Below are 23,331 nucleotides of genomic sequence, written 5' to 3'. Positions count from 1 at the left end.
ACTACTGGTTATCCGGTCCACCAGGTGCACCACATCACAGGGCTTTTGAAAAATCCCACCGTGATGTACGTAATAAGACAAGATACCTCCCCCATATATCCAGCGCATCACCAGGTCCACCTTTTGCGTTCGCCGAAAATCTCACCCCCATTGGGGCAACTGGAAAAATACGATATTAAATAGAGCCGAACCTGCGATAAACTAACCGACAGCTGATGCCGCAGTATCGCAAACCCAGGTTCGCCGGAAGTGAACCTGGCAGTCCAGGGGGGATGGACACCGCGCACCTCGGCACAACAAAGCCCTCGAATTCACCCGCGTCGGATAAAGACACTGGAAAGTTCCCAACAGGGGGAAAAATTAGTGAAATTCTCAGAAACCTTTCCTCGCGACCTGGGATTTTAGGAATTTTTATACAAAAACGGGGGTTGCAACGTGACTACTCCTTAAGAACAGTACATACTGTTAGTTGTGACGAGCGCAGTTGAAAATCAAGGTATGACAGCACCACGTCGTGCTGCGACACTGAACCGACCGAATATGGTCAGTGTCGGCACGATTGTGTTCCTGTCTCAGGAATTAATGTTCTTCGCCGGTCTGTTCGCGATGTACTTCGTGTCACGCGCGAACGGCCAGGGCGATTCGTGGGATTGGGGTACCGGCCACCTCAATGTCCCGTACGCACTATTGATCACCGTGATCCTAGTGTCGTCTTCGTTCACTGCCCAGTGGGGCGTGTTCGCGGCCGAGCGTGGCGACGTTTTCGCACTCCGTAAGTGGTACGCACTGTCTACCGCCCTGGGTGCAATCTTCCTCGTCGGCCAGGCTTACGAGTACTTCACCCTGGTTAGCCACGGTCTGACCATTCAGAACTCCATTTACGGTTCGGTCTTCTTCATCACCACCGGATTTCACGCAGCCCACGTCCTCGCGGGTGTGCTGGCTTTCGTTGTGGTGCTTATCCGTACCTCCAAGGCGAAGTTCACCCCGGCACAGGCCACTGCTGCCATCGTGGTCTCGTACTACTGGCACTTCGTCGACGTCGTGTGGATTGGCCTGTTCATCACCATCTACTTCATCCAGTAGGCCGTATTGGCCGTCCTTTGTTTAGTACGGCCTACAGCCCATCCACTTTCCACGAACAGTCTTAAAGGGAAAAAGATGGAAAACACTACCTCCGAAACCAAGGACACCACGTCCTTGGCTGCGGCCCCGAAGTCAAAGGGCCGCCGCAAGATGCGCCGTACTGCCTCCGGCATTATGGCTATGGCTCTCGCCCTCACCGGCGCGGGCTTCCTCGCTAATGCTCTGACCCCTGATGCACAGACGGCTACTGCTCAGCAGGATGAAGCCGCAATGATTCAGCAGGGCAAGGAGCTTTACGACGTTGCTTGTATTACTTGCCACGGCGCCAACCTTCAGGGCGTTAAGGACCGCGGCAAGTCGCTGATCGGCGTCGGCGAAGGCTCGGTTTACTTCCAGGTTCACTCCGGTCGTATGCCGATGCTCCGCAACGAGGCTCAGGCAGCACGTAAGACCCCGCGTTACTCCGAAGAGCAGACGCTGGCTATCGCAGCCTACGTCCAGGCTAATGGTGGCGGCGCCGGCATCGTCCGCGACGAGGACGGCTCCATCGCTATGGAGTCGCTACGCGGTAAGAACGCTGGCCCGAACGGTGAGCTTGACAAGGCTGACGTTGCTCGCGGTTCCGAGCTGTTCCGCCTGAACTGTGCATCCTGCCACAACTTCACCGGTCGTGGCGGCGCACTGTCCAGCGGTAAGTACGCACCGGTCCTGGATCCTGCAAATGAGCAGGAAATCTACCAGGCCATGCTGACCGGCCCGCAGAATATGCCGAAGTTCTCTGACCGCCAGCTGTCTGCTGACGAGAAGAAGGACATCATCGCCTACATCAAGAACGCCAAGGAAACTCCGACCCCGGGTGGTTGGGGCATTGGTGGCATCGGCCCAGTTGCTGAGGGCCTTGTCATGTGGATTGTAGGCATTGTCGCTCTCGTAGCGGCCGCTCTTTGGATTGGATCCCGCCGATGAGTAATAACGAAAACAAGAAGTACAGCTCCGAAGAGCTGTCGAAGATGAGCAATGCGGATCTCGCTCGTCTGGGTGCTGAACTCGATGACGTGACCATTGCTTACCGCAAGGAACGCTTCCCGATTGCCAACGACCCGGCTGAAAAGCGCGCGGCTCGTGGTGTCACCATCTGGCTGGCACTGTCGGTCATTCTTGGCCTGGCATTCATCGCCATCTACCTGTTCTACCCGTGGCACTACAAGGGGCACGGCGAAGAGGGTCTGTGGCTGTACACTATGTACACCCCGCTGCTGGGTATCACCATCGGTGGCTGCATCGTCACCCTGGGTATTGGTGCAGTTAAGTTCACCAAGCGCTTCATTCCGGAAGAGATTTCGGTTCAGCGCCGCCACGATGGTCCGTCCGAAGAGGTCGACCAGAAGACCATCGTTGCCCTGCTGAACGATTCTTGGCAGACCTCCACCCTGGGTCGTCGCTCCGCTATCAAGGGCCTCCTTGGTACCGGCGCCGTCCTGGCTGGTATCGGCATGATCCTTCCGCTTGGCGGCATGATTAAGAACCCGTGGAAGCCACGCCACGACGTTGACGTCACTGGTGACGGCACCCTGTGGACCACCGGCTGGACTCTCGTCGAGAAGGGCCACAAGGTTTACCTGGGTCGCGACACCGGCGCTATCGCTGAAGAGGGCGTACACGGCTACACCACTAAGGGCGTTTCCCGCCTGGTTCGCCTCCGCCCAGAGGACCTGTCCGCAGGTTCCATGGAGACCGTCTTCCCTCTTCCGGAGGAGGACGTCAACGACGGCGACAAGTACTCCAAGGATGCTGATGTCTACGAGGCACACATGCACTCGATTCACGGCTCCCGCAACTCGGTCATGCTGATCCGTCTGCGTTCCCAGGACGCTGAAAAGGCAATCCTGCGCAAGGGTCAGGAAGACTTCCACTACGGCGACTACTTCGCCTACTCGAAGATTTGTACACACATCGGTTGCCCGACTTCTCTGTACGAACAGCAGACGAACCGTATTCTCTGCCCATGCCACCAGTCGCAGTTCGATGCACTGCACTACGGCAAGCCGGTCTTCGGTCCAGCTGCTCGCGCTCTTCCAGAGCTGCCGATCAGCGTTGACGAAGAAGGCTACATGTACGCAGAGGGCAACTTTATTGAGCCCGTCGGTCCGGCATTCTGGGAGCGTCAGTCATGAGTAATCCAACGAAACTAGCAACCGCTGCTAAGAATATGGATGACCGCTACACCCTGTCTGGCGGCATGCGTAAGCAGCTCAATAAGGTATTCCCTACCCACTGGTCCTTCCTGCTGGGCGAGATTGCACTCTACTCCTTCGTAGTCCTGCTCTTCTCGGGTGTTTACCTGACTCTGTTCTTCGACCCGTCGATGTCGAAGGTCATTTACGACGGTGCCTACGCGCCGCTCAACGGTGTCGAGATGTCTCGCGCCTACGAGACCGCCCTGCAGATCTCCTTCGAGGTTCGCGGTGGCCTGTTCATTCGCCAGATTCACCACTGGGGTGCTCTGCTGTTCGCCGTGTCCATCATGGCGCACATGTTCCGCATCTTCTTCACCGGCGCATTCCGCAAGCCGCGTGAGGCTAACTGGGTCATCGGTTCCATCCTCCTGCTGCTGTCCGTGGCAGAGGGCTTCATGGGTTACTCCCTGCCGGACGACCTGCTTTCCGGTGTTGGTCTGCGTATTATGTCCGCAATCATCATCGGTCTGCCGATTATCGGCACCTGGCTGCACTGGATGATGTTCAACGGCGACTTCCCGGGTGACATGATTATCCCGCGCCTGTACATTGCACACGTGCTGATTCTCCCGGCCCTGCTGCTGGGTCTGATTGCCGCTCACCTGGCTCTGGTCTGGTACCAGAAGCACACCCAGTTCCCTGGCGCAGGTCGTACCGAGAACAACGTCGTCGGCGTTCGTATTCTCCCGATCTTCGCAGTCAAGTCCGTTTCCTTCGGTCTGATTACGTTCGGCTTCCTGGCGCTATTCGCTGGTATCTTCCAGATCAACGCAATTTGGAACCTTGGCCCGTACAACCCGGCGCAGGTTTCCGCTGGTTCCCAGCCGGATATCTACATGCTGTGGACTGACGGTGCTGCCCGTGTCATGCCGCCGTGGGAGCTCTACTTGGGCTCTTACACGATCCCGGCAGTCTTCTGGGTCGCCCTGCTCTGTGGTGTTCTGGTTGTCCTGCTCTTCGCTTACCCGTTCATCGAGGCGAAGATCACCGGCGACAACGCCCACCACAACCTGCTGCAGCGTCCGCGCGACGTGCCGGTTCGCTCCGGCCTGGGTGCCATGGCTCTGGTCTTCTACACCCTGCTGACTCTGTCCGGTGGTAACGACCTGATCGCATACCACTTCCAGATTTCGCTGAACGTGATGACCTGGGTTGGCCGTATCGGTCTGATCATCCTGCCTCCGATCGCTTACTTCGTCACTTACCGAATCTGCATCGGCCTGCAGCGCTCTGACCGCGCTGTCCTGGAGCACGGCATCGAGACGGGCATCATCAACCAGCTGCCTGATGGTTCCTTCATCGAGGTCCACCAGCCACTGGGTCCGGTCGACGAGCACGGCCACGCCGTTCCGCTCGAGTACCAGGGTGCTTACGTCCCGAAGACCATGAACGAACTGGGTGCCGCTGGTAGCCCGGGTCGCGGTAGCTTCTTCAGCCCGGACTCCCCGGAGATCGCCGAAGAGGCAGCTCGTATCGAGCACGAGAACCACGAGCAGCAGGCTCAGATGTTCCGTGACCTCGAAGCTCAGAACGCTGAAGAGCGTCGCCAGCTCGAGCAGTAAAACTCCGCGGTAGGTTTTCTACTGCGCTCAAATAAGACCACCCCGGTCCGCATCCACTTCGGATGTCGACCGGGGTGGTTTTTGTTACCCAGATTCTTCCGACCTCGCCTTGACCCAACATACGTCGGATACCAAATCTGCTGTTTACCAGTACTAAAATGGACATATGTCTACCAGTCCCTCCCCCACCACCGATCTTTCGAACAACGCCACACAGCTTGTCGCCAACGGTGTCAATTTCGACTACGAGGCCACGCCTGTTCTGCGCGATGTCTCGCTCACGCTTTCCGACGGCGATGTCCTCGGTCTGGTTGGAGACAACGGAGCCGGCAAGTCCACACTTCTTTGGCTACTATCTGGTCGTCGTCGGCCCACGAGCGGTACGGTGACTCATATTGGCACGCGTGTCCTCGGCTCTCAGGAGCTGGAAGCGCCTTTCGACTCCACGGTGCAAATGCTTATCGATGAGGCCCTCGGCCCCTCGAAACGTCGTTTAGCGGAGCTAGAAGAAGCAGCTGAGGCGATGGCCTTAGCAAAGACCCCAGATGAGTCTGAGGCGGCAGAGAAGGCGTATTCGAAGGCCTTCTCGGACGTCATGGCTCACGATGACTGGAACGCCGAACATAATGCGGAGATTGTGCTCGACCATCTCGGCCTGACCGGTACTGCTCCGGACGGCGCTCCCCTGACAGAGCAACTAACCACGGAGATTTCCGGCGGGCAGCGGGCGCGGCTGGGGCTCGCGATTACGCTCATTCGAAAGCCAGAGATTTTGCTTCTCGACGAGCCCACCAACCATCTCGATGAACGCGGTCGCCAGCTCGTGATTGACACCATCCAGAACCACCCTGGAGTGGTTGTGGTGGCAACACATGACCGCGACTTCCTGGATGCCGTTTGTACTGTAATTGGAGACTTGGTGCCGGGGCGCCCTGGTATTGGGCTGTTCCGTGGTAATTACTCCGACTACGCGAAGCACCGTCGCCACCAGCGTGAGCTATGGGAGCACCAGTGGCGCTCGGAGGAGCATGAACGCAATCGGTTGGAAGACACCATCGAGAATGGCGCTCGTGAGGTCTCACCGGGTCGGGAAATGACGGACAATAACAAGATGGCTTATGACCGCCGTGGCGGTCGTGTAGAGCGGCAAATCGCCCGCCGCGTGCGTTCGGCTAAGCAACGGCTGGAGGAACTCATTGAGGAAGGTGTGGAGCGTCCACCGGCACTACTGGGCTTTGATGCCCCGTTGACCGCACCCTTACCGACCAAGCGCGCTGCTTCGGGCAGCGATGAAGATTTTCACATCAAGATGCGCGGTGTGATCGTCCCAGATCGAATTCGGGTTGGTTCACTGACTATTCGTCCCGGAGACAAGGTCGTGATCACCGGCCCTAATGGGGCCGGCAAATCTACTTTGTTTAAGACGATCATGGGGCAAGTTGAGACGCAGGCTGGCGAGGTGCGTATCGGCGAGAACTGTCGAGTAGCCATGCTGGCTCAGGAACAAGACTGGGAAAACCCAAAGAAGTCCGCCCGTGAGTTGTACGACCTTGCGCCCTATGCCCGCGTGCCTCTCGACGACTTTGGATTGCTTAGCCCTGAGGATGCCAATCGACCGGTAGGAAGCCTCTCCATCGGCCAGCAGCGCCGGGTGGCGTTAGCGTTGGTCGTAGCCAACCCGCCGGAGATCTTGCTGCTCGACGAGCCTACGAACCACCTGAGTGTGGATCTGATCGAGCAGGTCCAAGACGCGATCGCATCTGCAGAGGGCACAATTATTGTGATTACCCACGATCACCGCATGATCAACTCGCTCGAAGCGCGTCATCTGCAGGTGACTGACGGTGAGGTCATCGAACTACCTAAGGGGCAGAAACCCATCGAATTCGCTTGATACGGAATCACATACTTACCACTCACCTACCGACTGCGGAGCCTAACCGGCAAAGTAACGCCGGTTGGGTTCTCTCTCCCCCGCTTGCCCAAACAAAAAAGTCTCTCCCACTAACGCCCTTGTTAGTGGGAGAGACTTTTCGGTTATCTACGACTGTGGTTCAGTCTGATTGCACTCGGACTAGTGCTTCTCCGGCGGAGTGATGTACTGAGTGTTGAGCTTGGTGCCGGAGACGATCAGAATTACCGCGCCAAGGACAATCAGCCAGTAGGCCATGAATGCGATGCCGTAGCCCATGAGGAGGATGCCCATGGTCATCACGAACGGCCAAATCGAGCTAGCGGAGAAGAAACCGAGGGTACCTGCACCGTCGGCAATCTCTGCCTCTTCGAAGTCGGCCGGGGTGATGTCGGAGCGGCGCTCAGTGAAGTGGAAGTATCCACCGAGCATCAGAGTCATCAGAGCTGCGAGGACCAGGCCGGTTGCGCCAGCCCACTCGAGGCGACCCTGGCTTTCGTTGATGACGTTACCGGTGTCCTGGAGGTACTGAGTGCCGAAGATGTAGACGACAGCCATGAACCCCAGGAACACGGTAAGTCCGTAGAAGAGCTTTGCTGCAGACTTCATTTGAGAACTTCCTTTAAGTAAGAATCTTGCTGGGTTTACTTGGCGGTCGCGTTCAGGTCAATGGTGTTAGCACCACGATCACCCATGTCGCGGGTGTCGACACGACCGGAGTTGAACGGCGAAGTGGAGACTGCGAATGCCGGCTCACCGATGTGCTTCAGAGCATCAGCGTTAGTAGCTTCTGGGTTCTCCTGGCGGAACTTGATGTACTCGGTGAATGCCTCACGGGAGACAGCACGAATCTCGAAGTTCATCATTGCGTGGTAGGTACCACACATCTCGGCACAACGGCCAACGAATGCGTTCTTGACCTTGTCGCTCGGGTTGTCCTCTGGTCGGTTGGCAATCTTGTCCGAGTCAATCTTTTCGATCTGGAAGACACGGTTGGACTTGTTAGCCTCCGGGTGCGGGAACACGTCGCGCTTGAAGAGGAACTCCGGAACCCAGAAGGAGTGAATCACGTCAGCGGACGCGAGGTCGAACTGGATTGCAGTGTCTTCCGGAACAACGAGGACCGGAACCTCTTCGGTGGTACCGAGGGTCTCAATCTCGTCGTAGTGCAGGTAGTCGAGGCTCTCCTTGGAGCGTCCGTGAACCGGGTGCTCCTTCTGCTTTGCGCGATCCTCAGCGGACGGAACCTCGTGGCCGCCCTCGGTGAAGAACTGCTCATCAGCCGGCTTCTCAATACGGCCGTTGTATTCCTCGCCGCCCATCAGGTCAGCGGAAATGTTGGCGTAACCGAACTTCCAGTTCCACTGGAAACCGGTGACGTCGACGGTAACTTCCGGATCCTTATCCAGGGCAGTGACCTTGTCCTGAGTCTGAACCGTGAAGAAGAACAGAGTCATCACGATCAGAATCGGGAGAATGGTCAGAGACAACTCAACCGGAACGTTGTATGCAGTCTGGCGCGGGAACTCGCCCTTGCCCTTCTTTTCAGCCTTCTTAGCTGTGAAGTTTGCCATCGAGTAAAGGGTAACGCCCCAAACGATGATGCCGATAATCCAAGCTGCAACCCAGGTCCAAACCCAGAAGTTACCCATGGACTGTGCTTCCGGGGTCACACCTTCCGGCCAACCAAAGCGGAGCAGCTTGAAGAAGCCGTTCTCCGGAGGATTAACATCGCAGCCGGCAAGCAAGGCTGCGCTACCGGTGGCAACGCCGAGGACGCCGAGCTTACGGGCGACTCCGAACTTTCTACGCTGATTCACGTGTGTCTGCCTTCCTGATCCACACAATTTTCGATAACCGATTAAGGTTTCGTCCTACCCAAGCAGAGTAGTCGATTCTTAAGCTTTCTCCACAATAAATATGGCTGTGGGGTGCCTTTGAGTATATCTGCCCTAATAAAATACTGAGAAAGACCCGCCTATCGGGGGTGGCATTCTCACCAGTTACACCCTGTTGCCGCTCCCAAGTCTATGAATTTTTTAGTGTTTGCGCCACGAGCTGACGCCCACACCGTTCCGCATAACCCCGCGCCGAGGCCAGACACGGCGAGCTAAGACATTCTCCCTTTTCCCCAAAAGGCATTAAAGTAGGTGCAGCATTTCTATGTGGCGCCAATCTGGGGTTCAACCCAACTACTCAGCCACGCGGCGGTTCTTCATGGCCACCGGTTCAGACGACAGTCAGTCGCGCTGAGCCTCTAGCTACGAAGCCGTCAAAATCCACTAAGTGACACTAACTGAAAGGTGCGCGCACGAAGCATGTGTGGTCTTCTCGGAATCCTGACTGCAAATTCTGACGCAGCGGAGCTCGTTCCCGTTGTCGAAAGGGCTCTGCCCTGCATGCGGCACCGCGGTCCTGACGATGCAGGCACGTGGCACGATGAGGACGCAGTTTTCGGCTTCAACCGCCTATCCATTATTGATATTGCTCACAGCCACCAGCCGCTGCAGTGGGGACCAGAAAATCAGCCGAATCGGTACTCCATGACCTTCAACGGCGAAATCTACAATTTCGTCGAACTTCGCGAGCAGCTGGAGAAGGAAGGTTACGCCTTTAATACCTCCGGCGATGGCGAACCTATCGTCGTTGGGTTCCACCACTGGGGAGCCGACGTCGTAAAGCACTTGCGCGGCATGTTCGGCATTGCTATTTGGGACAGCGTCGAGCGCAAGCTTTTCCTGGCGCGCGATCCGTTCGGCATTAAGCCTCTCTACTACGCCACCACCGAGCGCGGCACGATTTTCGGTTCTGAGAAGAAGTCCCTGCTGGAGGCCGCGCCGGAGATGGGCATCGATGCGAAAAAGCTGAATAAGCGTGCACTGGAGCACTACGTCGACCTGCAGTACGTGCCGGAACCGGAGTCTCTGCACACTGACATCGTCCGCCTGGAGTCGGGCTGCACTGCCATCGTTACGCCTGGTGGCGAAGTTAAGCAGACCCGCTACTTCAAGCCTAGTTTCCCGATTCAGCCAGTCACTAAGGGCGCTGAGCAGGACGTTTTTGACCGCATTGCCCGTGCGCTGGAGGACAGCGTCGAGAAGCATATGCGTGCCGACGTCACGGTGGGCTCGTTCCTGTCGGGCGGTATCGACTCCACTGCGATTGCAACTTTGGCTAAGCGCCACAACCCGAACCTGCTGACGTTTACCACTGGCTTCGAGCGCGAGGGCTTCTCAGAGGTCGATGTGGCTGCCGAGTCCGCCGCCGCCATTGGCGTCGAGCACATTGTGAAGGTCGTCTCGCCGGAGGAGTTCGCCGGGGCGATTCCGAAGATTATGTGGTACCTCGATGACCCGGTAGCTGACCCTGCACTGGTGCCGCTGTACTTCGTGGCCGCAGAGGCTCGTAAGCACGTTAAGGTCGTACTGTCCGGTGAGGGCGCAGACGAGCTCTTTGGTGGTTACACCATTTATAAGGAGCCGCTGTCGCTGAAGCCGTTCGACAAGGTTCCATCTCCCCTGCTGCGCGGTCTGGCTAAGGTCGGCGAAGCTCTGCCAGAGGGCATGCGCGGCAAGTCGCTCCTGCAGCGAGGCACTACTCCGCTGGAACAGCGCTACTACGGCAATGCTCGTTCCTTTAACTTTGAGCAGCTGCAGGAAGTGCTGCCGTGGGCCAAGAAGGAATGGGACCACAGCGATGTCACTGCGCCGATTTACGCGCAGTCTGAAGGCTGGGACCCGGTGACTCGGATGCAGCACTTGGATCTGTTCACCTGGTTGCGTGGCGACATTCTGGTCAAGGCGGACAAGATCACCATGGCTAACTCCCTGGAGCTGCGCGTGCCGTTCCTCGACCGTGTGGTCTTCGACGTTGCACAGACGCTGCCGGTGGACATGCGTGTTTCTCACGGCACCACCAAGTACGCACTGCGTCGCGCCATGGAGCAGATTGTTCCGGAGCACGTGCTCAACCGCCGCAAACTGGGCTTCCCGGTGCCGATTCGCCACTGGCTGGCAGGCGACGAGTTGCACGGCTGGGCCGAGGACATCATCCGCGAGTCCCAGACCGAAGAGTTCATTAATAAGGACGCCGTGCTCAAGATGCTCGCCGAGCACCACCCAGCCGAGCGCGACCACTCCCGCCGCCTCTGGACCATCCTGGCCTTCATGGTCTGGCACGGCATCTTCATCGAAGACCGCATTACTCCGGACATCGAGCAGCGCGACTACCCCGTCGAGCTCTAGCTCGCTTTACGACGGTCCCCGCGATTCAGCCCCATCCTGCCCCGGCAGGCTGTCACCATCGCTGGGGCAACCAATAGAAAAGGCTCGGACCTCACTCAGTTAACAAGAGTGAGGTCCGAGCCTTTTTACTATCCGACGCTTTTCACAGCGTCTGCTGACAGCTCTGCTCAGCTAATGACTTAGTTGAAGGAGTCACCGCAAGCGCAGGAGCCAGTGGCATTCGGGTTATCGATTGTGAAGCCCTGCTGTTCAATGGTGTCAGCAAAGTCGATGGTGGCACCGGACAGGTACGGAACCGACTGGCGATCAACGACCAGCTTGACGCCACCGAAAACTTCGGCGACATCGCCGTCGAGGCTGCGGTCATCGAAGTAGAGCTGGTAGCGCAGGCCGGCACAGCCGCCCGGAGCCACGGAAATACGCAGTGCCAGGTCGGTGGCACCTTCTTGGTCCAGAAGTGCCTTTGCCTTGGCAGCCGCAGCTTCGGTCAGGGTAACGCCAGTGCTCTGAGCAGTAGTCATAGCGCGTGTCCTCCTTGTTGAAGTGTTTAAGTATGCGAGTCGACCCCAAGGTCGGCTACGTCATTATTTATCACAACCTTACCGGCCAGTCTTTAATTCCCAATTCTGGGTTCTCTTTTTCTTTCTCTTTATCGAAAGTCTTTTTGCCGCCACATCGCAACCACACCACGGCTTCCCACGCCACAAGCGCACTCTTCCCGCCTGCCCCGCGGCGGTCATCCCCAAAACCTCGCCCTTGCCCCGCCCCTGACCCTCAACCTGCAACCTAATTAGGGAAGCACCTTGGAGACCTTATAATCTGGGGTCGTGAATCTACCGTGGAAAAAGAATGACAAAAAGTCCAAGGCAGCTGACGCAGCTAACGCTGACGCAACCAACGCCGGAGACGTAGCCACCGACGCGACCGCATCCAGCGGGGCCAAGGGCACCGCTTCGGAGTCTCAGCAGCCCGAGAAGAAGCACAGCGGTGCTTTTACTCCCAAGAAGGGGCGCCCCACTCCGAAGCGCAACGAGGTTGAGCGCGAACGCGGCATCCGCCGTGGCCCGGTCGAGGCGCCGCTGACCGCTAAGGAAGCTCGCCAGCGCCGCAAGGAGCTCAAGGCTTCCATGTCCAAGGAAGAGCTCAAGGCCGCCAAGGCACGCGAGCGAGCAGAGCGACGTGAGCAGCGTCGCATTGCCGACGAGCGCATGGCCGCCGGCGATCCGCGCTACATGCTGCCACGCGACCAGGGCGCTGAGCGCAAGTTTGTCCGCGACTGGGTTGATTCCCGTCGCTTCCTCGCTAACGTGTTCCTCCCGTTCGCGCTGATTCTGCTGCTGATTATGATGATTGGCACTTCCCTGCCGAAGCTGGCCAACATCGCATCTCTCATCGCTATGGTTCTCATCATTGCCCTGATCATCGAGGGCATCTACATCGGCCGCCGTGCCATCAAGCTGACGCGCGAGCGCTTCCCGAAGACCACCGAAGGGGCCTGGGGACTGGGCTTCTACGCTTACTCCCGCGCTTCTCAGCCGCGTCGTCTGCGTACTCCGCGTCCGCAGGTCAACATCGGCGACGAGATCAAGTAGCCTCATCTGCCATGCGCACTCTGGTTCTCGGTGGCGCCCGCTCAGGCAAGTCCTCATGGGCTGAGCACGAGCTGCTGGCCACCGCCGCAGCCTCAACCGGCGATGCCTCAGATGCTGCAGCCTCAACGGTGTTGCACTACATCGCAACAGCACGGCCCTGGCCCGGTGATAGCGATTTTCACTCCAGGGTTGAGGAGCACCGCATTCGTCGTCAAGCACAGGCAAAAGAGCACGGAGTGGCCTGGCACACGGTTGATGACGTCGATGCGGTGGAAGCTCTCGCGTCGCCGGAGCGGCGCATGCTGCTGGACGATGTCGGCACCTGGCTGACGCACATCATCGACGTGCAGGGGCTGTGGGAGGCGCCGAGGGGCAGCGTCTCGCCGTGGACGCACTCGCTTGTCGACGCCGTGCGCAACTTCCCCGCAGATTCCGACCTGTTCATTGTGTCGCCCGAAGTGGGCTTCGGTGTCATTCCCGAACACCGCTCAGGGCGGCTTTTCCGTGATGAAATTGGCCTTCTCAACCAACAGCTCGCAGCTGTCTGTGATCGTGTTGTCCTAGTTGTGGCTGGCTGCCCCATGGAAGTCAAGGCGGCGAACTAGATTCACTCCACGCCGCTTCCCCTATGACGGTCTGCCTAGCAATGCGAATAACTGTGCACCAATGGTCGGTAGACAAATCGTTTTCGGGTAGCGTTTGAGAGTATGAACGCGGATTATTTTGGACCGGTAGCACGCCCTGACGAAGAGACTGAACAGGCCGCCCGCGCGCGCCATGAGCAGTTGACTAAACCCGCAGGCTCACTTGGCCGGTTGGAAGAACTCGGCATTTGGATTTCGGCGTGTCAGGGAGAATGCCCTCCGCGTGACCTGGACGATTGTCGTGTTTATGTCTTCGCTGGTGACCACGGTGTTGCCCAGGGCGGGGTGTCCGCGTACCCGTCCGAGGTGTCTATTCAGATGCTTGCCAATATCGAGGCAAAGGGTGCCGGCGTGAACGCTATCGCTGACATCGCGGGAGCCACTGTTACCGGTGTGGACATTTCCCTCGACCACGATGCCGAAGGGCCATACCGTATCCGTCGCAGCTGTGGTTCTATCGACCGCGAGGATGCGATGAGCGAGGAGGAGGTCGATAAGGCCATCCGCACGGGCATCGCGATTGCCGACGCCGCCGTTGATGAAGGCGCTGACCTGCTCATTGCCGGCGACCTGGGCATCGGAAACACCACTCCAGCCGCGGCGCTGATTGGTGCCGTGACCAACTCCGAACCGGTGGTCGTCGTCGGCCGAGGCACTGGCATTGATGACGAGGGGTGGAAGCTCAAGGTCGCTGCCGTACGCGATGCCATGTTCCGCGTGCGTCGCCTGCGCAATGACCCGGTTGAGGTGCTCCGTCGTATTTCCTCGCCGGATATGACCGTGATGGCCGCGTTCTTGGCGCAAGCAGCGGTTCGTCGCACTCCTGTGATTTTGGACGGAGTGGTTGTCACATCCGCTGCTCTGCTGGCTGACCAGCTCGCTCCGGGCGCCCGCGATTGGTGGGTCGCCGGCCACAAGTCGGCAGAGCCCGCGCACGCGCTTGCCCTTCGACACCTGGATAAGGAACCACTTCTCGAATACGGGATGCGTCTTGGCGAAGGCTCCGGCGCCGTCGCTGCCCTACCGCTGGTCAAGTCCGGCGTATCGGTCCTGCGCAACATGGCTACTTTCGCCGACGCAGGCGTAAGCACCAAGGACTAATCGACTTGTCCGACAAAGCCGGCCCGTCTCGCCAGGACAACCTCGACGGCGATCCCTCTGCTCACGGCAATGCCGTCGCTGAGGCCATCACCACTGCCCTGTCCTGGCTCACCATCCTGCCTTTCAAAGGCGCGAGCGTGTTCGACCGCATCACCGGCCGTCGCGCCATCGCCGCACTGCCAGTAGCTGGGCTCGTTCCTGCCGCGGGTGCAGTTCTCATCACGGCGGCGCTGTTCGCAACGTCGTCGTCAGGCACGCCCACGCTTTACGACGTCACCCCGATCCTCGGCGGCACCCTGATTATGGTGGCGGCACAGATGTTGACCCGCGCGATGCACCTGGATGGGCTGGCGGATGTGGCGGATGCCCTCGGCTCGTATAAGCCGCCGGAGGGGGCGCGGGAGGTGCTGCGCGATCCGAGCACCGGCCCAATGGGCGTGGGCTCCATCGTGCTGACGATGTTGACGACGACGACTGCTTTTGCCGTGATTGTGGCTAGTGTGCTGTCGCAGTGGTCTGCTGGTCAGATGTGGCCTGGTGTGGTTGCGCTGTGCTTGCCTTTTGTAGCCTCTCGCGCGGCAGCAACGACTGCCTGCTGGCGCGGCTTTCCGCCTTTTTCGAACAGCGGCTTCGGCTCTCTGACTGCCGGTACTCAGTCCACAGTCACGGTGACCTGCTGGTGGATACTGCTGCTCGCTGTGTCGGGCTGGGTGGTTGGGCTCGTGGGCGTAGTCGCTTGTGCACTGAGCTTTGGCGTTACACTGCTGCTGACGCGGCATTGCGTGAAGAGGTTTGGCGGAGTCAACGGCGACGTGTTTGGTGCAGTCATTGAGATAGCGTGCGCTGTCTGTGCCGTGGCACTTGCCATAGGGTTCTAGCAGGGAAAATGCGCGCATTGCCCCCGTTGGGGTTTTCTTTAAAAAGAACTATTGACGGTCGCTTTGACGCGGACGTATTCTGAGGGCACACCGCCGGGAAGGCGGAGTACAGGAGGCTCGTTTCGGGGCTCGCCCAAATTATTTTGCGCCGACCGTTTGCCGGGGCGCCAAGAACGAGCACACCTTCTAGCCTCCCAGCTAATTAAAAAAGCGCGTCCCGCCGCAGCGATGCACGGGACGCGCTTTTCTTTGTTGGGGTGGCACTCCCAGGTTTGGGTTCAGTGGGGTTTGGGTTCAGTGGGGCTAGTGACTGCGGTTATGTTAGCGACGGCGGGCCAATGCGAGTTACTGACTGCGTTTATGTCAAAAATGGTCCGAAAAATGGCTTGAAAGTGTCATAAACTCACACAGTTTCACATCTGCAGCCCATAATTCTTGGAGTTGTCAGTTCTTGCGGCTAAGTAGCAAAAAATGTGCCCGCCAGCGATACGCCAAGCGGACACAATTTTGCTGCCTTCCCCACCCTGCCCCCCCTGCTCAGGAACTTCCTGATCTTACGGTTTGTCTACTCCTTGCGCTTCTTGTTCTGGTAGACGATTGCGCCGGCAATGCCGATAAACACGGCGACCACTGCTACAACGGTGCCAATGACCAACGGGCTCATGCCCTCATCTTCCATGTCCGACGAGGATGCGGATGCCTGAGAATCCGTATCCGAGGAGTCAGATTCATTCGACGCATCTTCTGACGAGTCCTTTGACGTTTCCTGTTCCGACTCTCCCTTGGCCAGAATCGGCTTATCGGATGGAGTCGGGCCGTTCTTGTCAGTCGGTCGCCAGTCAGGCCCCTTAGTTGGCTTGTTGTCCAGGAGGAATGCGAGCTGGAACGGCTGATCGATGCCACTGACCTCTTCATCCGGGCGATAGTTAGCCATTCGGACAGTCGCGTAGTAGTAGCCGGCGTTGGCTACAGGTCGTCCTCCAACATTAGATTCTCGGTTGTTGTATTCGACCGGACGATCTGTTGACAAGTTCAGGTCCTCGGAATCCTGATAAAAGTGCATTGTTCCATCCGCAACGGAAACCTCGAACGGATTCAGCAGGGCAACTCCCATGGAATCGGCATTATCGCGCTCCGAATTTCCAGTGCGGGCAGCAATCACTGGTCGCTGACCCCACTCGACAGGGATCTTGTAGAACTTCTGTTCACCGGGCACGATTGTGTCAGAGATGGTATCCCCAGATTTAACTTCCGGCGCTTGGGCTGCGTTATTGCCACCGTTTACGGGCTTGGCCTCTCCAAAAGTGGCCTTTTTGTAGGCTTTGTCGCCGGTCGAAGAAGACCGCCCCTCATTTAGCTTGCCAGCATCCTGCTTCTTCAGGACTGGCTCAAACTGGACGCTAACCTCGACCTTCACCGGTTCATCACGATAGTCCGCTACTGAATCACCGTCATAGACCCACACGTTATTTGCGACGAGCCACTTGGTTTGATCGCAACTGGATTCGATGCGGTCACTATCCCATGCAAGAATGCTTGCATCAGCCGAAGTTGGAGTCCACGAATCGGCACTAGCTTCGGCGCCAGTCAGCGACCCCATACGACCGTCGTCCTGGCATTTTCCGCCAGTTTCATTGATGATTTCGTCAACTTCAGTTCGGACATCCTGCTGGCCTTTACCCTCAGCATCGATATTCGCTAACACCTTTGAGGTAACAATCGCGTTGTGTCCCTTCGGCACTGCGATTCGGTAGTAGAGCGGGGTGCGATCGTGCTGGGCAACCTCTGGCACCAGCGTCGTCTGGTACTTGCCCTCGCCGAGCCATTTCGCGCCTTCCTTAGTCTCGGAGAACTCGAAAGGAGTACCCGTGGTTTCGTAGCCCTGCACTGACCGCTGAGTCAAGAACTTCATGTGGTCTGCAAGCTGGGTAGCATCGTCCGCAGTCATGCTCTGTCCACCGGATACCTGCGCAACACACTCCAGCTCAGCGCGAGCTTCTTCATCGACCTTGAAGCCCACTGTGTGAATCGTCAGGCCAACACCCTGCCCTGCCAGTTCCTTCGCAACCTCACACACCGGTGGCGGCGCGCAGGTGTCGATACCGTCAGAGACCAAAATAATTGACCGCTCACCGTCTGGGCCAAGCTCATCAGCCGCCTTACGCAGTGCATTGCCGATCGGCGTATAGCCCTGAGCTTCCAACCCGGCAATCCTGCTCTTCAGGCCTTCTTTGTCGACCTTTTGGACAGGCGACAGCACCTCGATGTCCTGGCAACCACGTTCGCGGTTGGATTCATCACTGGATTCGCGCTGGCCATAAACCAGCATGCCAAGCAGCGCATCATCCGGGAGGGAGTCAATCAGCTCCGTGGATGCGCGCTTTGCCGCATCGAGGCGGGTGCCTCCGGCGTCGTCGGCAAGCATCGAACCAGACAGATCCATGATTAGCTCTGCTTTTGCTTCGCCCGTACCCCCTTCGCCCGTAGGAGCGGGCTGTTCCACCCCGGACGGCGAAGGCGAATCTTGGGCTGCCGCCACCGGAGCCGGAATCGCACTAAACCCAATCGTCCACGCAGCCAACAACAGAGTGACAACGATGGTTACCCTTAGGCGCTTTGAACTACTTGACGAAAAACTATCTTTAAAAAAGTCTTGAACTACCACCATCACAGCGCCTCAAACTGTTTTCCCAACTACAAAAATCAATCGTGTTGGTAGTTTTTCACAGTGACCCCGGTCACGCTAGAGGTGTTTTTAACGGCTAAACAAATGCCGCCTGAACAATTCATGAACCATGAGAAAATCGCACAGCCGTTGGGGAGCCAGCAAAGCAAAAACGCAGCCCCTGAACAGCGAATACTGAACAGGGGCTGCGAAAGTACTAATTCTAGTAACCACTATTAAATTTTTCTTAGCCGACCTACGCCGAAACTAAGCCTCAACGAGCTTGTAAATCCAACCGTGGGTATCCTCAACCTCGCCGTGCTGGATACCGGTCAGCCGCTCGCGCAGCTTCATAGTCCACTCACCGGTCTCGCCGCCGTTGATCTCGAACTCGCCCTCAGCGGACTTCACAAAACCGACCGGGGTGATGACTGCAGCAGTACCGCAGGCGAATGCCTCGCTCATAACACCGGAGGTGGCATCATTCTTCCATTCCTCGGTGGAAATGCGACGCTCCTCGACATTCATGCCCAGATCCTGAGCAGCCTGCAGCAGCGATGCCCGAGTAATGCCCGGCAGCAGCGAACCAGACAGCTCTGGAGTCACCAGCCGAACACCAGCGTCAGCATTCTCATCCGGGTAGATAAACGCCAGGTTCATGCCGCCCATCTCCTCGATGTACTTGCGCTCGACAGCGTCCAGCCACACAACCTGGTCGCAGCCCTTTTCCTCTGCCTGCTGCTGAGCCGCCAGCGAAGCTGCATAGTTACCTGCGAACTTCGCAGCACCGGTGCCGCCCGGCGCGGCACGCACGTACTCGTGGGAGATCCACACGGTCACCGGGTTAATGCCACCGGAGAAGTACGCGCCGGCAGGTGAAGCGATGAGCAGGAAGGTGTAAGAGTTCGACGGGTGCACGCCCAGGGTGCTCTCGGTGGAGAACATGATTGGACGCAGGTACAGGGATTCTTCGCCACCAGCTGGCGGCACCCATGCTGCATCGGCTTCAACCAGTAGGCGAATTGCCTCGAGGAAGGTCTCCTCCGGCAGCTGCGGCATTGCAATGCGGTCAGCGGAGCGCTGGAAGCGACGGGCGTTCTGCTCCGGGCGGAAAGTAACAATGGAACCATCCGGCATGCGATACGCCTTCAGGCCCTCAAAAATCGACTGCCCGTAATGCAGGACCGAAGAAGACGGCTGCATTTCAATCGAACCGTATGCCTGCAGCTTGGCGTCATGCCAGCCCTTGTCTGCAGTCCAGTCAATTCGGACCATGTGGTCGGTGAAGTGCTTACCAAAACCAGGGTTGCCCAGAATCTCCTCGCGCTCGGCATCAGAGAGTGGATTCGGGTTACGTTCGATTGCAAATTCCAAAGCAGACATGTCTTTCATCCTAAACCGTCGAGGATCGAGTCGTATCAATACTCGCCCCCGAAAGACCGTGTTAGTCAGGGCAATGTCAGCGTCGCGGGCACTAGGCGCGGGTACATTCCAATAGTCGTGGCGCTGGCTCGTCAGTCCGCTGTCCAGGGGTGAAGGACACGAACCGGCAAATAGGGATACGGTGGTGTACCACATAGTACGACTACAAGGAGATGCAACTACATGTCAGTCCCCGCTAACAATGATTCGGCACAGCTCGGCGCCTCTCGCAACGCCGCTGTTTTGTCCAATTACCTGCCGGCTATCGGCACTCGCGTGGTCATCGCTGCCGACAACTCTCTGCCCGCGGACGCCGACGCGGTCCTCGTCGCGCTTATCGACGGCGAGGATGGCCTCGAGCTGGTCGCACCCGAGGCCATCGGTTCGGTTGCAGAGCAGCTGCTCGCCTCCTTTGAGGCAGTCTCCGCCAGCGCTAAGGCCGAGTCCGTGACCACCATCCCGGCTCCTGCTGGCCTGGATGTCGACAGTGTCACGGGCGTTGGCGTGGGTTCTGAGGACCTGGATGCCGAGGACATCCGCCGTGCCTGCGGCGCCGCTGCGCGCCGTATGACCAAGGCCAAGGTGGTCTTTAACACTCTCGGCGCCATCGATCCGCAGGCTGCAGCCGAGGGCTTTGCGCTGGGCGCTTACGCTTACTCCGGTCAGAAGAGCGACGAAGAAAGCAACGAGGCCACCCAGAAGGTGGTTGTGTTGGGCGCTGATGACGACGTCGTAAAGCGCGCTTCGGCAATTGTAGATGCCGTTGCCACCGCGCGTGACTTCGTCAATACAGCATCGTCGCACCTCTACCCCGAGACGTTTGCTGACGCTGCTGCAGCGCTGGGCCGTGACGCGGGGCTCGAGGTCGAGGTGCTTGACGACGACGCTCTGCGCGCCGGCGGTTTCGGAGGCCTCAATGCCGTGGGTGGTGGATCCTCGCGCGGGCCGCGCCTGGTGCGCCTGATCTGGAAGGGCGATGAGTCGGCAGAGAATTCGCTGGGCCTGGTCGGTAAGGGCATCACCTTTGATACTGGCGGTATTTCGCTGAAGCCGGGTGCCAGCATGGAGAACATGATCTCCGATATGGGCGGCGCTGCGGCTGTTATTGCCACAGTCGTCCTGGCTGCTCGCCTAGGCGTATCCACCCCAGTGACCGCAACCGTTCCAATGGCGGAGAACATGCCGGGCGGTAAGGCGTACCGTCCGGGCGATGTCATCACACAGTACGGCGGTAAGACCATTGAGATTCTGAATACCGACGCAGAGGGCCGCCTCGTACTCGCAGATGCCATTGTCCGCGCCTGCGAAGACAATCCGACTCACCTGATTGACACCGCCACCCTGACCGGTGCGCAGCTAGTCGCTCTTGGCGAGCGCACCCCGGGTGTCCTGGGTAACGACGAGTTCCGTGACCGTGTTGCAGAGCTGTCTCAGAGCATTGGTGAAAATGGTTGGGCAATGCCGATTCCAGTTGAGCTAGCAGAGGCCCTGAAGTCGCCGGTAGCTGACCTGCGGAATGTCACGAACTCTCGCTTTGGTGGCATGAGCGTTGCAGCTGCATACCTGCGCGAATTCGTTGGCGAGGATGTTGAATGGGTTCACATCGACGTTGCCGGTCCGGCCTTCAACACCACCGGGGAGTATGGTTATACCCCGAAGCGGGGCACTGGTGTTCCGGTTCGGACGATGTTCTCTGTGATTGAGGATTTGGCAACGAAGTAGCCGGTCATCCGACTGCGTCCCGCCCGGCTGGAATCATGGCTGGAATGAGCTATTCCAAGCACCAGTCGAAAGCGGGCGCAGCCCACGGGGCAAGCAGAGTTTTCAACCTGTAAGCTAATTTGTAATAACCGTCTTAAAACGAGATTTCTTAACTTTTCGAGGAGTGCACAAACATGGCGACCTCTATTGAGATGCCGGAGCTCGGTGAATCAGTTACCGAAGGCACCATTACCACCTGGCTGAAGAAGGTCGGCGACACCGTCGAGGTCGACGAACCGTTGCTCGAGGTTTCCACCGACAAGGTCGACACCGAAATTCCATCTCCGGTCGCCGGTGTTCTCACCGAGATTCTCTTTGAAGAAGACGACACCGTCGATGTTGGCGAGGTCATCGCAAAGGTCGGCGAGCCGGGCGAAGAGCCGGAAGGCACTGACGATTCCGCTGAGGAGACCGAGGAAGAGGCTCCGAAGGAAGACGCTGAAGAGCCAAAGAAGGAAGCACCGAAGGCTGCCTCCGGTTCCGCTACTGATGTTGAGATGCCGGAGCTCGGCGAGTCCGTCACCGAAGGCACGATTACCACTTGGCTGAAGAAGGTCGGCGACACCGTCGAGGTCGACGAACCGTTGCTCGAGGTTTCCACCGACAAGGTCGACACCGAAATTCCTTCCCCGGTCGCAGGCACCCTGCTCGAGGTCCTCTACGACGAAGACGACACCGTTGACGTCGGCGAGGTCATCGCTCGCGTTGGCGATGCAGACGCTGCTCCAGCCGCCAAGGAAGAGGCCGAGGAGGCATCTGCCACAGTCGAGAAGGACGAGGAGCCAGTAAAGGCTAACGAGGAGACTGAGGAAGACTCCACTGACGTTGACGCTGGCGACGCTACTGACGTTGAGATGCCGGAGCTCGGCGAATCCGTCACCGAAGGCACCATCACCACCTGGCTGAAGAAGGTCGGCGACACCGTCGAGGTCGACGAACCGTTGCTCGAGGTTTCCACCGACAAGGTCGACACCGAAATTCCTTCCCCGGTCGCAGGCACCCTGCTCGAGGTCCTCTACGACGAAGACGACACCGTTGACGTCGGCGAGGTCATCGCTCGCGTTGGCAGTGGCCAGCCAAAGAAGGCTGCACCGAAGAAGGAAGCTCCAAAGGCTGAATCCAAGCCTGAGCCGAAGAAGGAAGAGCCGAAGGCAGAGTCCAAGCCGGAGCCGAAGAAGGAAGAGCCGAAGAAGGAGACTCCGAAGGCTGAGGCTCCGAAGGCTGAATCCAAGCCTTCCGCTAACAAGGACGTTCCTTACGTCACCCCGCTGGTCCGCAAGCTGGCTGACAAGCACGGCGTTGACCTGACTAAGGTCGAGGGCTCTGGAATCGGCGGCCGCATTCGTAAGCAGGATGTTCTGCGCGCTGCCGAGGGCGGCCAGGAGACTACTGCTGAGTCCGGCTCCAACTGGTCCACCAAGGGCGTTCGCCCTGAGCTCGCTGAGCTGCGCGGCACCACCCAGCGTGTCAACCGCATCCGCGAGATTACCGCTGCCAAGACCCTCGAGTCTCTGCAGACTTCCGCACAGCTGACCCAGGTCCACGAGGCCGATATGACTGCCATCTGGGATCTGCGCGCTACTAAGAAGGCTGAGTTCGAGAAGAAGCACGGCGCGAAGCTGACCTTCCTGCCATTCTTTGCAAAGGCAATCGTTGAGGCTCTGGTCAGCCACCCGAACGTCAACGCTTCCTGGAACGAAGAGACCAAGGAGATTACCTACCACGAGCAGGTCAACCTGGGTATCGCTGTCGATACCGAGCGGGGTTTGCTCTCCCCGGTCATCCACAACGCTCAGGATATGTCCCTGCCGGAGCTGGCTGCTGCTATTGCGGACATCGCAGACCGCGCTCGCAACAACAAGCTGACCCCGAACGACCTGTCCGGCGGCACCTTCACCATTACCAACATCGGCTCCGAGGGCGCTCTGACCGACACTCCGATTCTGGTTCCGCCGCAGGCCGCAATGGTCGGCACCGGCGCGATTAAGAAGCGCGCAGTAGTCGTCACCGAGAATGAGGCAGATGCCATTGGTATTCGCGCCATGGTCTTCCTGCCAATTACCTACGATCACCGCCTGATCGACGGCGCTGATGCAGGTCGCTTTATGACGACCGTTGTTGACCGCCTCGAGGTTGCTAACTTCGAATCGGATCTGCAGCTCTAAGCAGCTTGCTCCCTTCCTGGGGTAGTAGCGCCGCGGGAATCTAGCTGGCTTGCTAGCAGGAG

17 protein-coding genes are annotated in these 23,331 nt (G+C 58.4%); 12 read left to right on the top strand and 5 right to left on the bottom strand.

The window, feature by feature from the left end:
• The first annotated feature begins 471 nt into the window (after positions 1–471).
• The 5 genes from HMPREF2849_RS09665 to HMPREF2849_RS09645 all read left to right on the top strand — a co-directional run bounded on the left by HMPREF2849_RS09665 (position 472) and on the right by HMPREF2849_RS09645 (position 6,779).
• Positions 472–1,086: an aa3-type cytochrome oxidase subunit III gene (locus tag HMPREF2849_RS09665; protein ID WP_088611596.1), complete on the top strand. Its 615-nt coding sequence runs from the start codon at positions 472–474 to the stop codon at positions 1,084–1,086.
• Positions 1,087–1,161: 75 nt separating this feature from the next.
• Positions 1,162–2,052, top strand: a complete 891-nt coding sequence (locus HMPREF2849_RS09660; RefSeq protein WP_016423027.1) for a cytochrome bc1 complex diheme cytochrome c subunit — start codon at positions 1,162–1,164, stop codon at positions 2,050–2,052.
• Entirely contained in the window at positions 2,049–3,260 is a 1,212-nt protein-coding gene (locus HMPREF2849_RS09655) for a cytochrome bc1 complex Rieske iron-sulfur subunit (protein WP_049170241.1), read from the top strand. The genes HMPREF2849_RS09660 and HMPREF2849_RS09655 overlap by 4 nt, the downstream gene beginning before the upstream one ends.
• The gene (locus tag HMPREF2849_RS09650; protein ID WP_016423029.1) at positions 3,257–4,885 is read left to right on the top strand and encodes a cytochrome bc1 complex cytochrome b subunit; all 1,629 of its coding nucleotides are present in this window, start codon (positions 3,257–3,259) and stop codon (positions 4,883–4,885) included. Before HMPREF2849_RS09655 ends, HMPREF2849_RS09650 begins: the two co-directional genes overlap by 4 nt.
• Before the next feature lie 166 nt (positions 4,886–5,051).
• On the top strand, positions 5,052–6,779 hold the full coding sequence (locus HMPREF2849_RS09645) for an ABC-F family ATP-binding cassette domain-containing protein (protein WP_070827218.1): 1,728 nt from the start codon (positions 5,052–5,054) through the stop codon (positions 6,777–6,779).
• Positions 6,780–6,959: 180 nt separating this feature from the next.
• On the opposite strand, the gene HMPREF2849_RS09640 is transcribed toward HMPREF2849_RS09645, so the two are convergent.
• Both HMPREF2849_RS09640 and HMPREF2849_RS09635 read right to left on the bottom strand, forming a co-directional pair.
• Complete coding sequence (locus HMPREF2849_RS09640; protein ID WP_016423031.1) at positions 6,960–7,406, bottom strand: aa3-type cytochrome oxidase subunit IV; 447 nt, start codon at positions 7,404–7,406, stop codon at positions 6,960–6,962.
• A 35-nt stretch (positions 7,407–7,441) separates the two neighbouring features.
• Positions 7,442–8,617 (bottom strand): aa3-type cytochrome oxidase subunit II, encoded by a 1,176-nt coding sequence (locus HMPREF2849_RS09635; RefSeq protein WP_049190506.1) that lies wholly within the window; start codon positions 8,615–8,617, stop codon positions 7,442–7,444.
• 498 nt (positions 8,618–9,115) lie between these two features.
• Here HMPREF2849_RS09635 and asnB point away from each other — a divergent pair, with 498 nt between their 5' ends.
• Positions 9,116–11,041, top strand: a complete 1,926-nt coding sequence (asnB, locus tag HMPREF2849_RS09630; protein ID WP_070862923.1) for an asparagine synthase (glutamine-hydrolyzing) — start codon at positions 9,116–9,118, stop codon at positions 11,039–11,041.
• A gap of 179 nt (positions 11,042–11,220) precedes the next feature.
• Here the strand turns inward: asnB and HMPREF2849_RS09625 are convergent, their stop codons facing one another.
• On the bottom strand, positions 11,221–11,562 hold the full coding sequence (locus tag HMPREF2849_RS09625; RefSeq protein WP_005512007.1) for a HesB/IscA family protein: 342 nt from the start codon (positions 11,560–11,562) through the stop codon (positions 11,221–11,223).
• Positions 11,563–11,868: 306 nt separating this feature from the next.
• On the opposite strand from HMPREF2849_RS09625, the gene HMPREF2849_RS09620 reads away from it, so the two are divergent.
• From HMPREF2849_RS09620 to HMPREF2849_RS09605, 4 genes are all read left to right on the top strand, one after another.
• Complete coding sequence (locus HMPREF2849_RS09620; protein WP_070605656.1) at positions 11,869–12,633, top strand: DUF3043 domain-containing protein; 765 nt, start codon at positions 11,869–11,871, stop codon at positions 12,631–12,633.
• 11 nt (positions 12,634–12,644) lie between these two features.
• A complete protein-coding gene (locus HMPREF2849_RS09615) occupies positions 12,645–13,238 on the top strand; it encodes a bifunctional adenosylcobinamide kinase/adenosylcobinamide-phosphate guanylyltransferase (RefSeq protein WP_070566886.1) in 594 nt (197 codons plus the stop codon).
• 102 nt (positions 13,239–13,340) lie between these two features.
• Positions 13,341–14,378: a nicotinate-nucleotide--dimethylbenzimidazole phosphoribosyltransferase gene (gene cobT, locus HMPREF2849_RS09610; RefSeq protein WP_049190512.1), complete on the top strand. Its 1,038-nt coding sequence runs from the start codon at positions 13,341–13,343 to the stop codon at positions 14,376–14,378.
• A 5-nt stretch (positions 14,379–14,383) separates the two neighbouring features.
• Positions 14,384–15,256: an adenosylcobinamide-GDP ribazoletransferase gene (locus tag HMPREF2849_RS09605; protein ID WP_049192930.1), complete on the top strand. Its 873-nt coding sequence runs from the start codon at positions 14,384–14,386 to the stop codon at positions 15,254–15,256.
• A gap of 565 nt (positions 15,257–15,821) precedes the next feature.
• On the opposite strand, the gene HMPREF2849_RS09600 is transcribed toward HMPREF2849_RS09605, so the two are convergent.
• Both HMPREF2849_RS09600 and HMPREF2849_RS09595 read right to left on the bottom strand, forming a co-directional pair.
• Entirely contained in the window at positions 15,822–17,837 is a 2,016-nt protein-coding gene (locus tag HMPREF2849_RS09600) for a vWA domain-containing protein (protein WP_180950655.1), read from the bottom strand.
• 351 nt (positions 17,838–18,188) lie between these two features.
• Positions 18,189–19,304 (bottom strand): branched-chain amino acid aminotransferase, encoded by a 1,116-nt coding sequence (locus tag HMPREF2849_RS09595; protein ID WP_070767554.1) that lies wholly within the window; start codon positions 19,302–19,304, stop codon positions 18,189–18,191.
• Positions 19,305–19,526: 222 nt separating this feature from the next.
• On the opposite strand from HMPREF2849_RS09595, the gene HMPREF2849_RS09590 reads away from it, so the two are divergent.
• Positions 19,527–21,065 (top strand): leucyl aminopeptidase, encoded by a 1,539-nt coding sequence (locus HMPREF2849_RS09590; protein WP_083296886.1) that lies wholly within the window; start codon positions 19,527–19,529, stop codon positions 21,063–21,065.
• A gap of 173 nt (positions 21,066–21,238) precedes the next feature.
• Positions 21,239–23,269 carry a 2-oxoglutarate dehydrogenase, E2 component, dihydrolipoamide succinyltransferase gene (gene sucB, locus HMPREF2849_RS09585; protein WP_070862922.1) on the top strand — a complete coding sequence of 677 codons (2,031 nt, stop codon included), beginning with the start codon at positions 21,239–21,241 and terminating at the stop codon, positions 23,267–23,269.
• The last annotated feature ends 62 nt before the right edge of the window (positions 23,270–23,331 follow it).

The sequence above is a fragment of the Corynebacterium sp. HMSC073B01 genome (genome assembly GCF_001838255.1).
GTDB lineage: Bacteria > Actinomycetota > Actinomycetes > Mycobacteriales > Mycobacteriaceae > Corynebacterium > Corynebacterium jeikeium_D.
Note: the sequence above shows the minus strand (reverse complement) of the source record. Positions and strands in the feature narration are given on the sequence as shown.

Excerpts from the sequence above, each read along its gene's own strand:
- HMPREF2849_RS09655 (WP_049170241.1), top strand. The coding sequence starts at position 2,049 with ATGAGTAATAACGAAAACAAGAAGTACAGCTCCGAAGAGCTGTCGAAG.
- asnB (WP_070862923.1), top strand. The coding sequence starts at position 9,116 with ATGTGTGGTCTTCTCGGAATCCTGACTGCAAATTCTGACGCAGCGGAG.
- HMPREF2849_RS09650 (WP_016423029.1), top strand. The coding sequence starts at position 3,257 with ATGAGTAATCCAACGAAACTAGCAACCGCTGCTAAGAATATGGATGAC.
- cobT (WP_049190512.1), top strand. The coding sequence starts at position 13,341 with ATGAACGCGGATTATTTTGGACCGGTAGCACGCCCTGACGAAGAGACT.
- HMPREF2849_RS09660 (WP_016423027.1), top strand. The coding sequence starts at position 1,162 with ATGGAAAACACTACCTCCGAAACCAAGGACACCACGTCCTTGGCTGCG.
- HMPREF2849_RS09625 (WP_005512007.1), bottom strand. The coding sequence starts at position 11,562 with ATGACTACTGCTCAGAGCACTGGCGTTACCCTGACCGAAGCTGCGGCT.
- HMPREF2849_RS09645 (WP_070827218.1), top strand. The coding sequence starts at position 5,052 with ATGTCTACCAGTCCCTCCCCCACCACCGATCTTTCGAACAACGCCACA.
- sucB (WP_070862922.1), top strand. The coding sequence starts at position 21,239 with ATGGCGACCTCTATTGAGATGCCGGAGCTCGGTGAATCAGTTACCGAA.
- HMPREF2849_RS09595 (WP_070767554.1), bottom strand. The coding sequence starts at position 19,304 with ATGTCTGCTTTGGAATTTGCAATCGAACGTAACCCGAATCCACTCTCT.
- HMPREF2849_RS09615 (WP_070566886.1), top strand. The coding sequence starts at position 12,645 with ATGCGCACTCTGGTTCTCGGTGGCGCCCGCTCAGGCAAGTCCTCATGG.
- HMPREF2849_RS09640 (WP_016423031.1), bottom strand. The coding sequence starts at position 7,406 with ATGAAGTCTGCAGCAAAGCTCTTCTACGGACTTACCGTGTTCCTGGGG.
- HMPREF2849_RS09590 (WP_083296886.1), top strand. The coding sequence starts at position 19,527 with ATGTCAGTCCCCGCTAACAATGATTCGGCACAGCTCGGCGCCTCTCGC.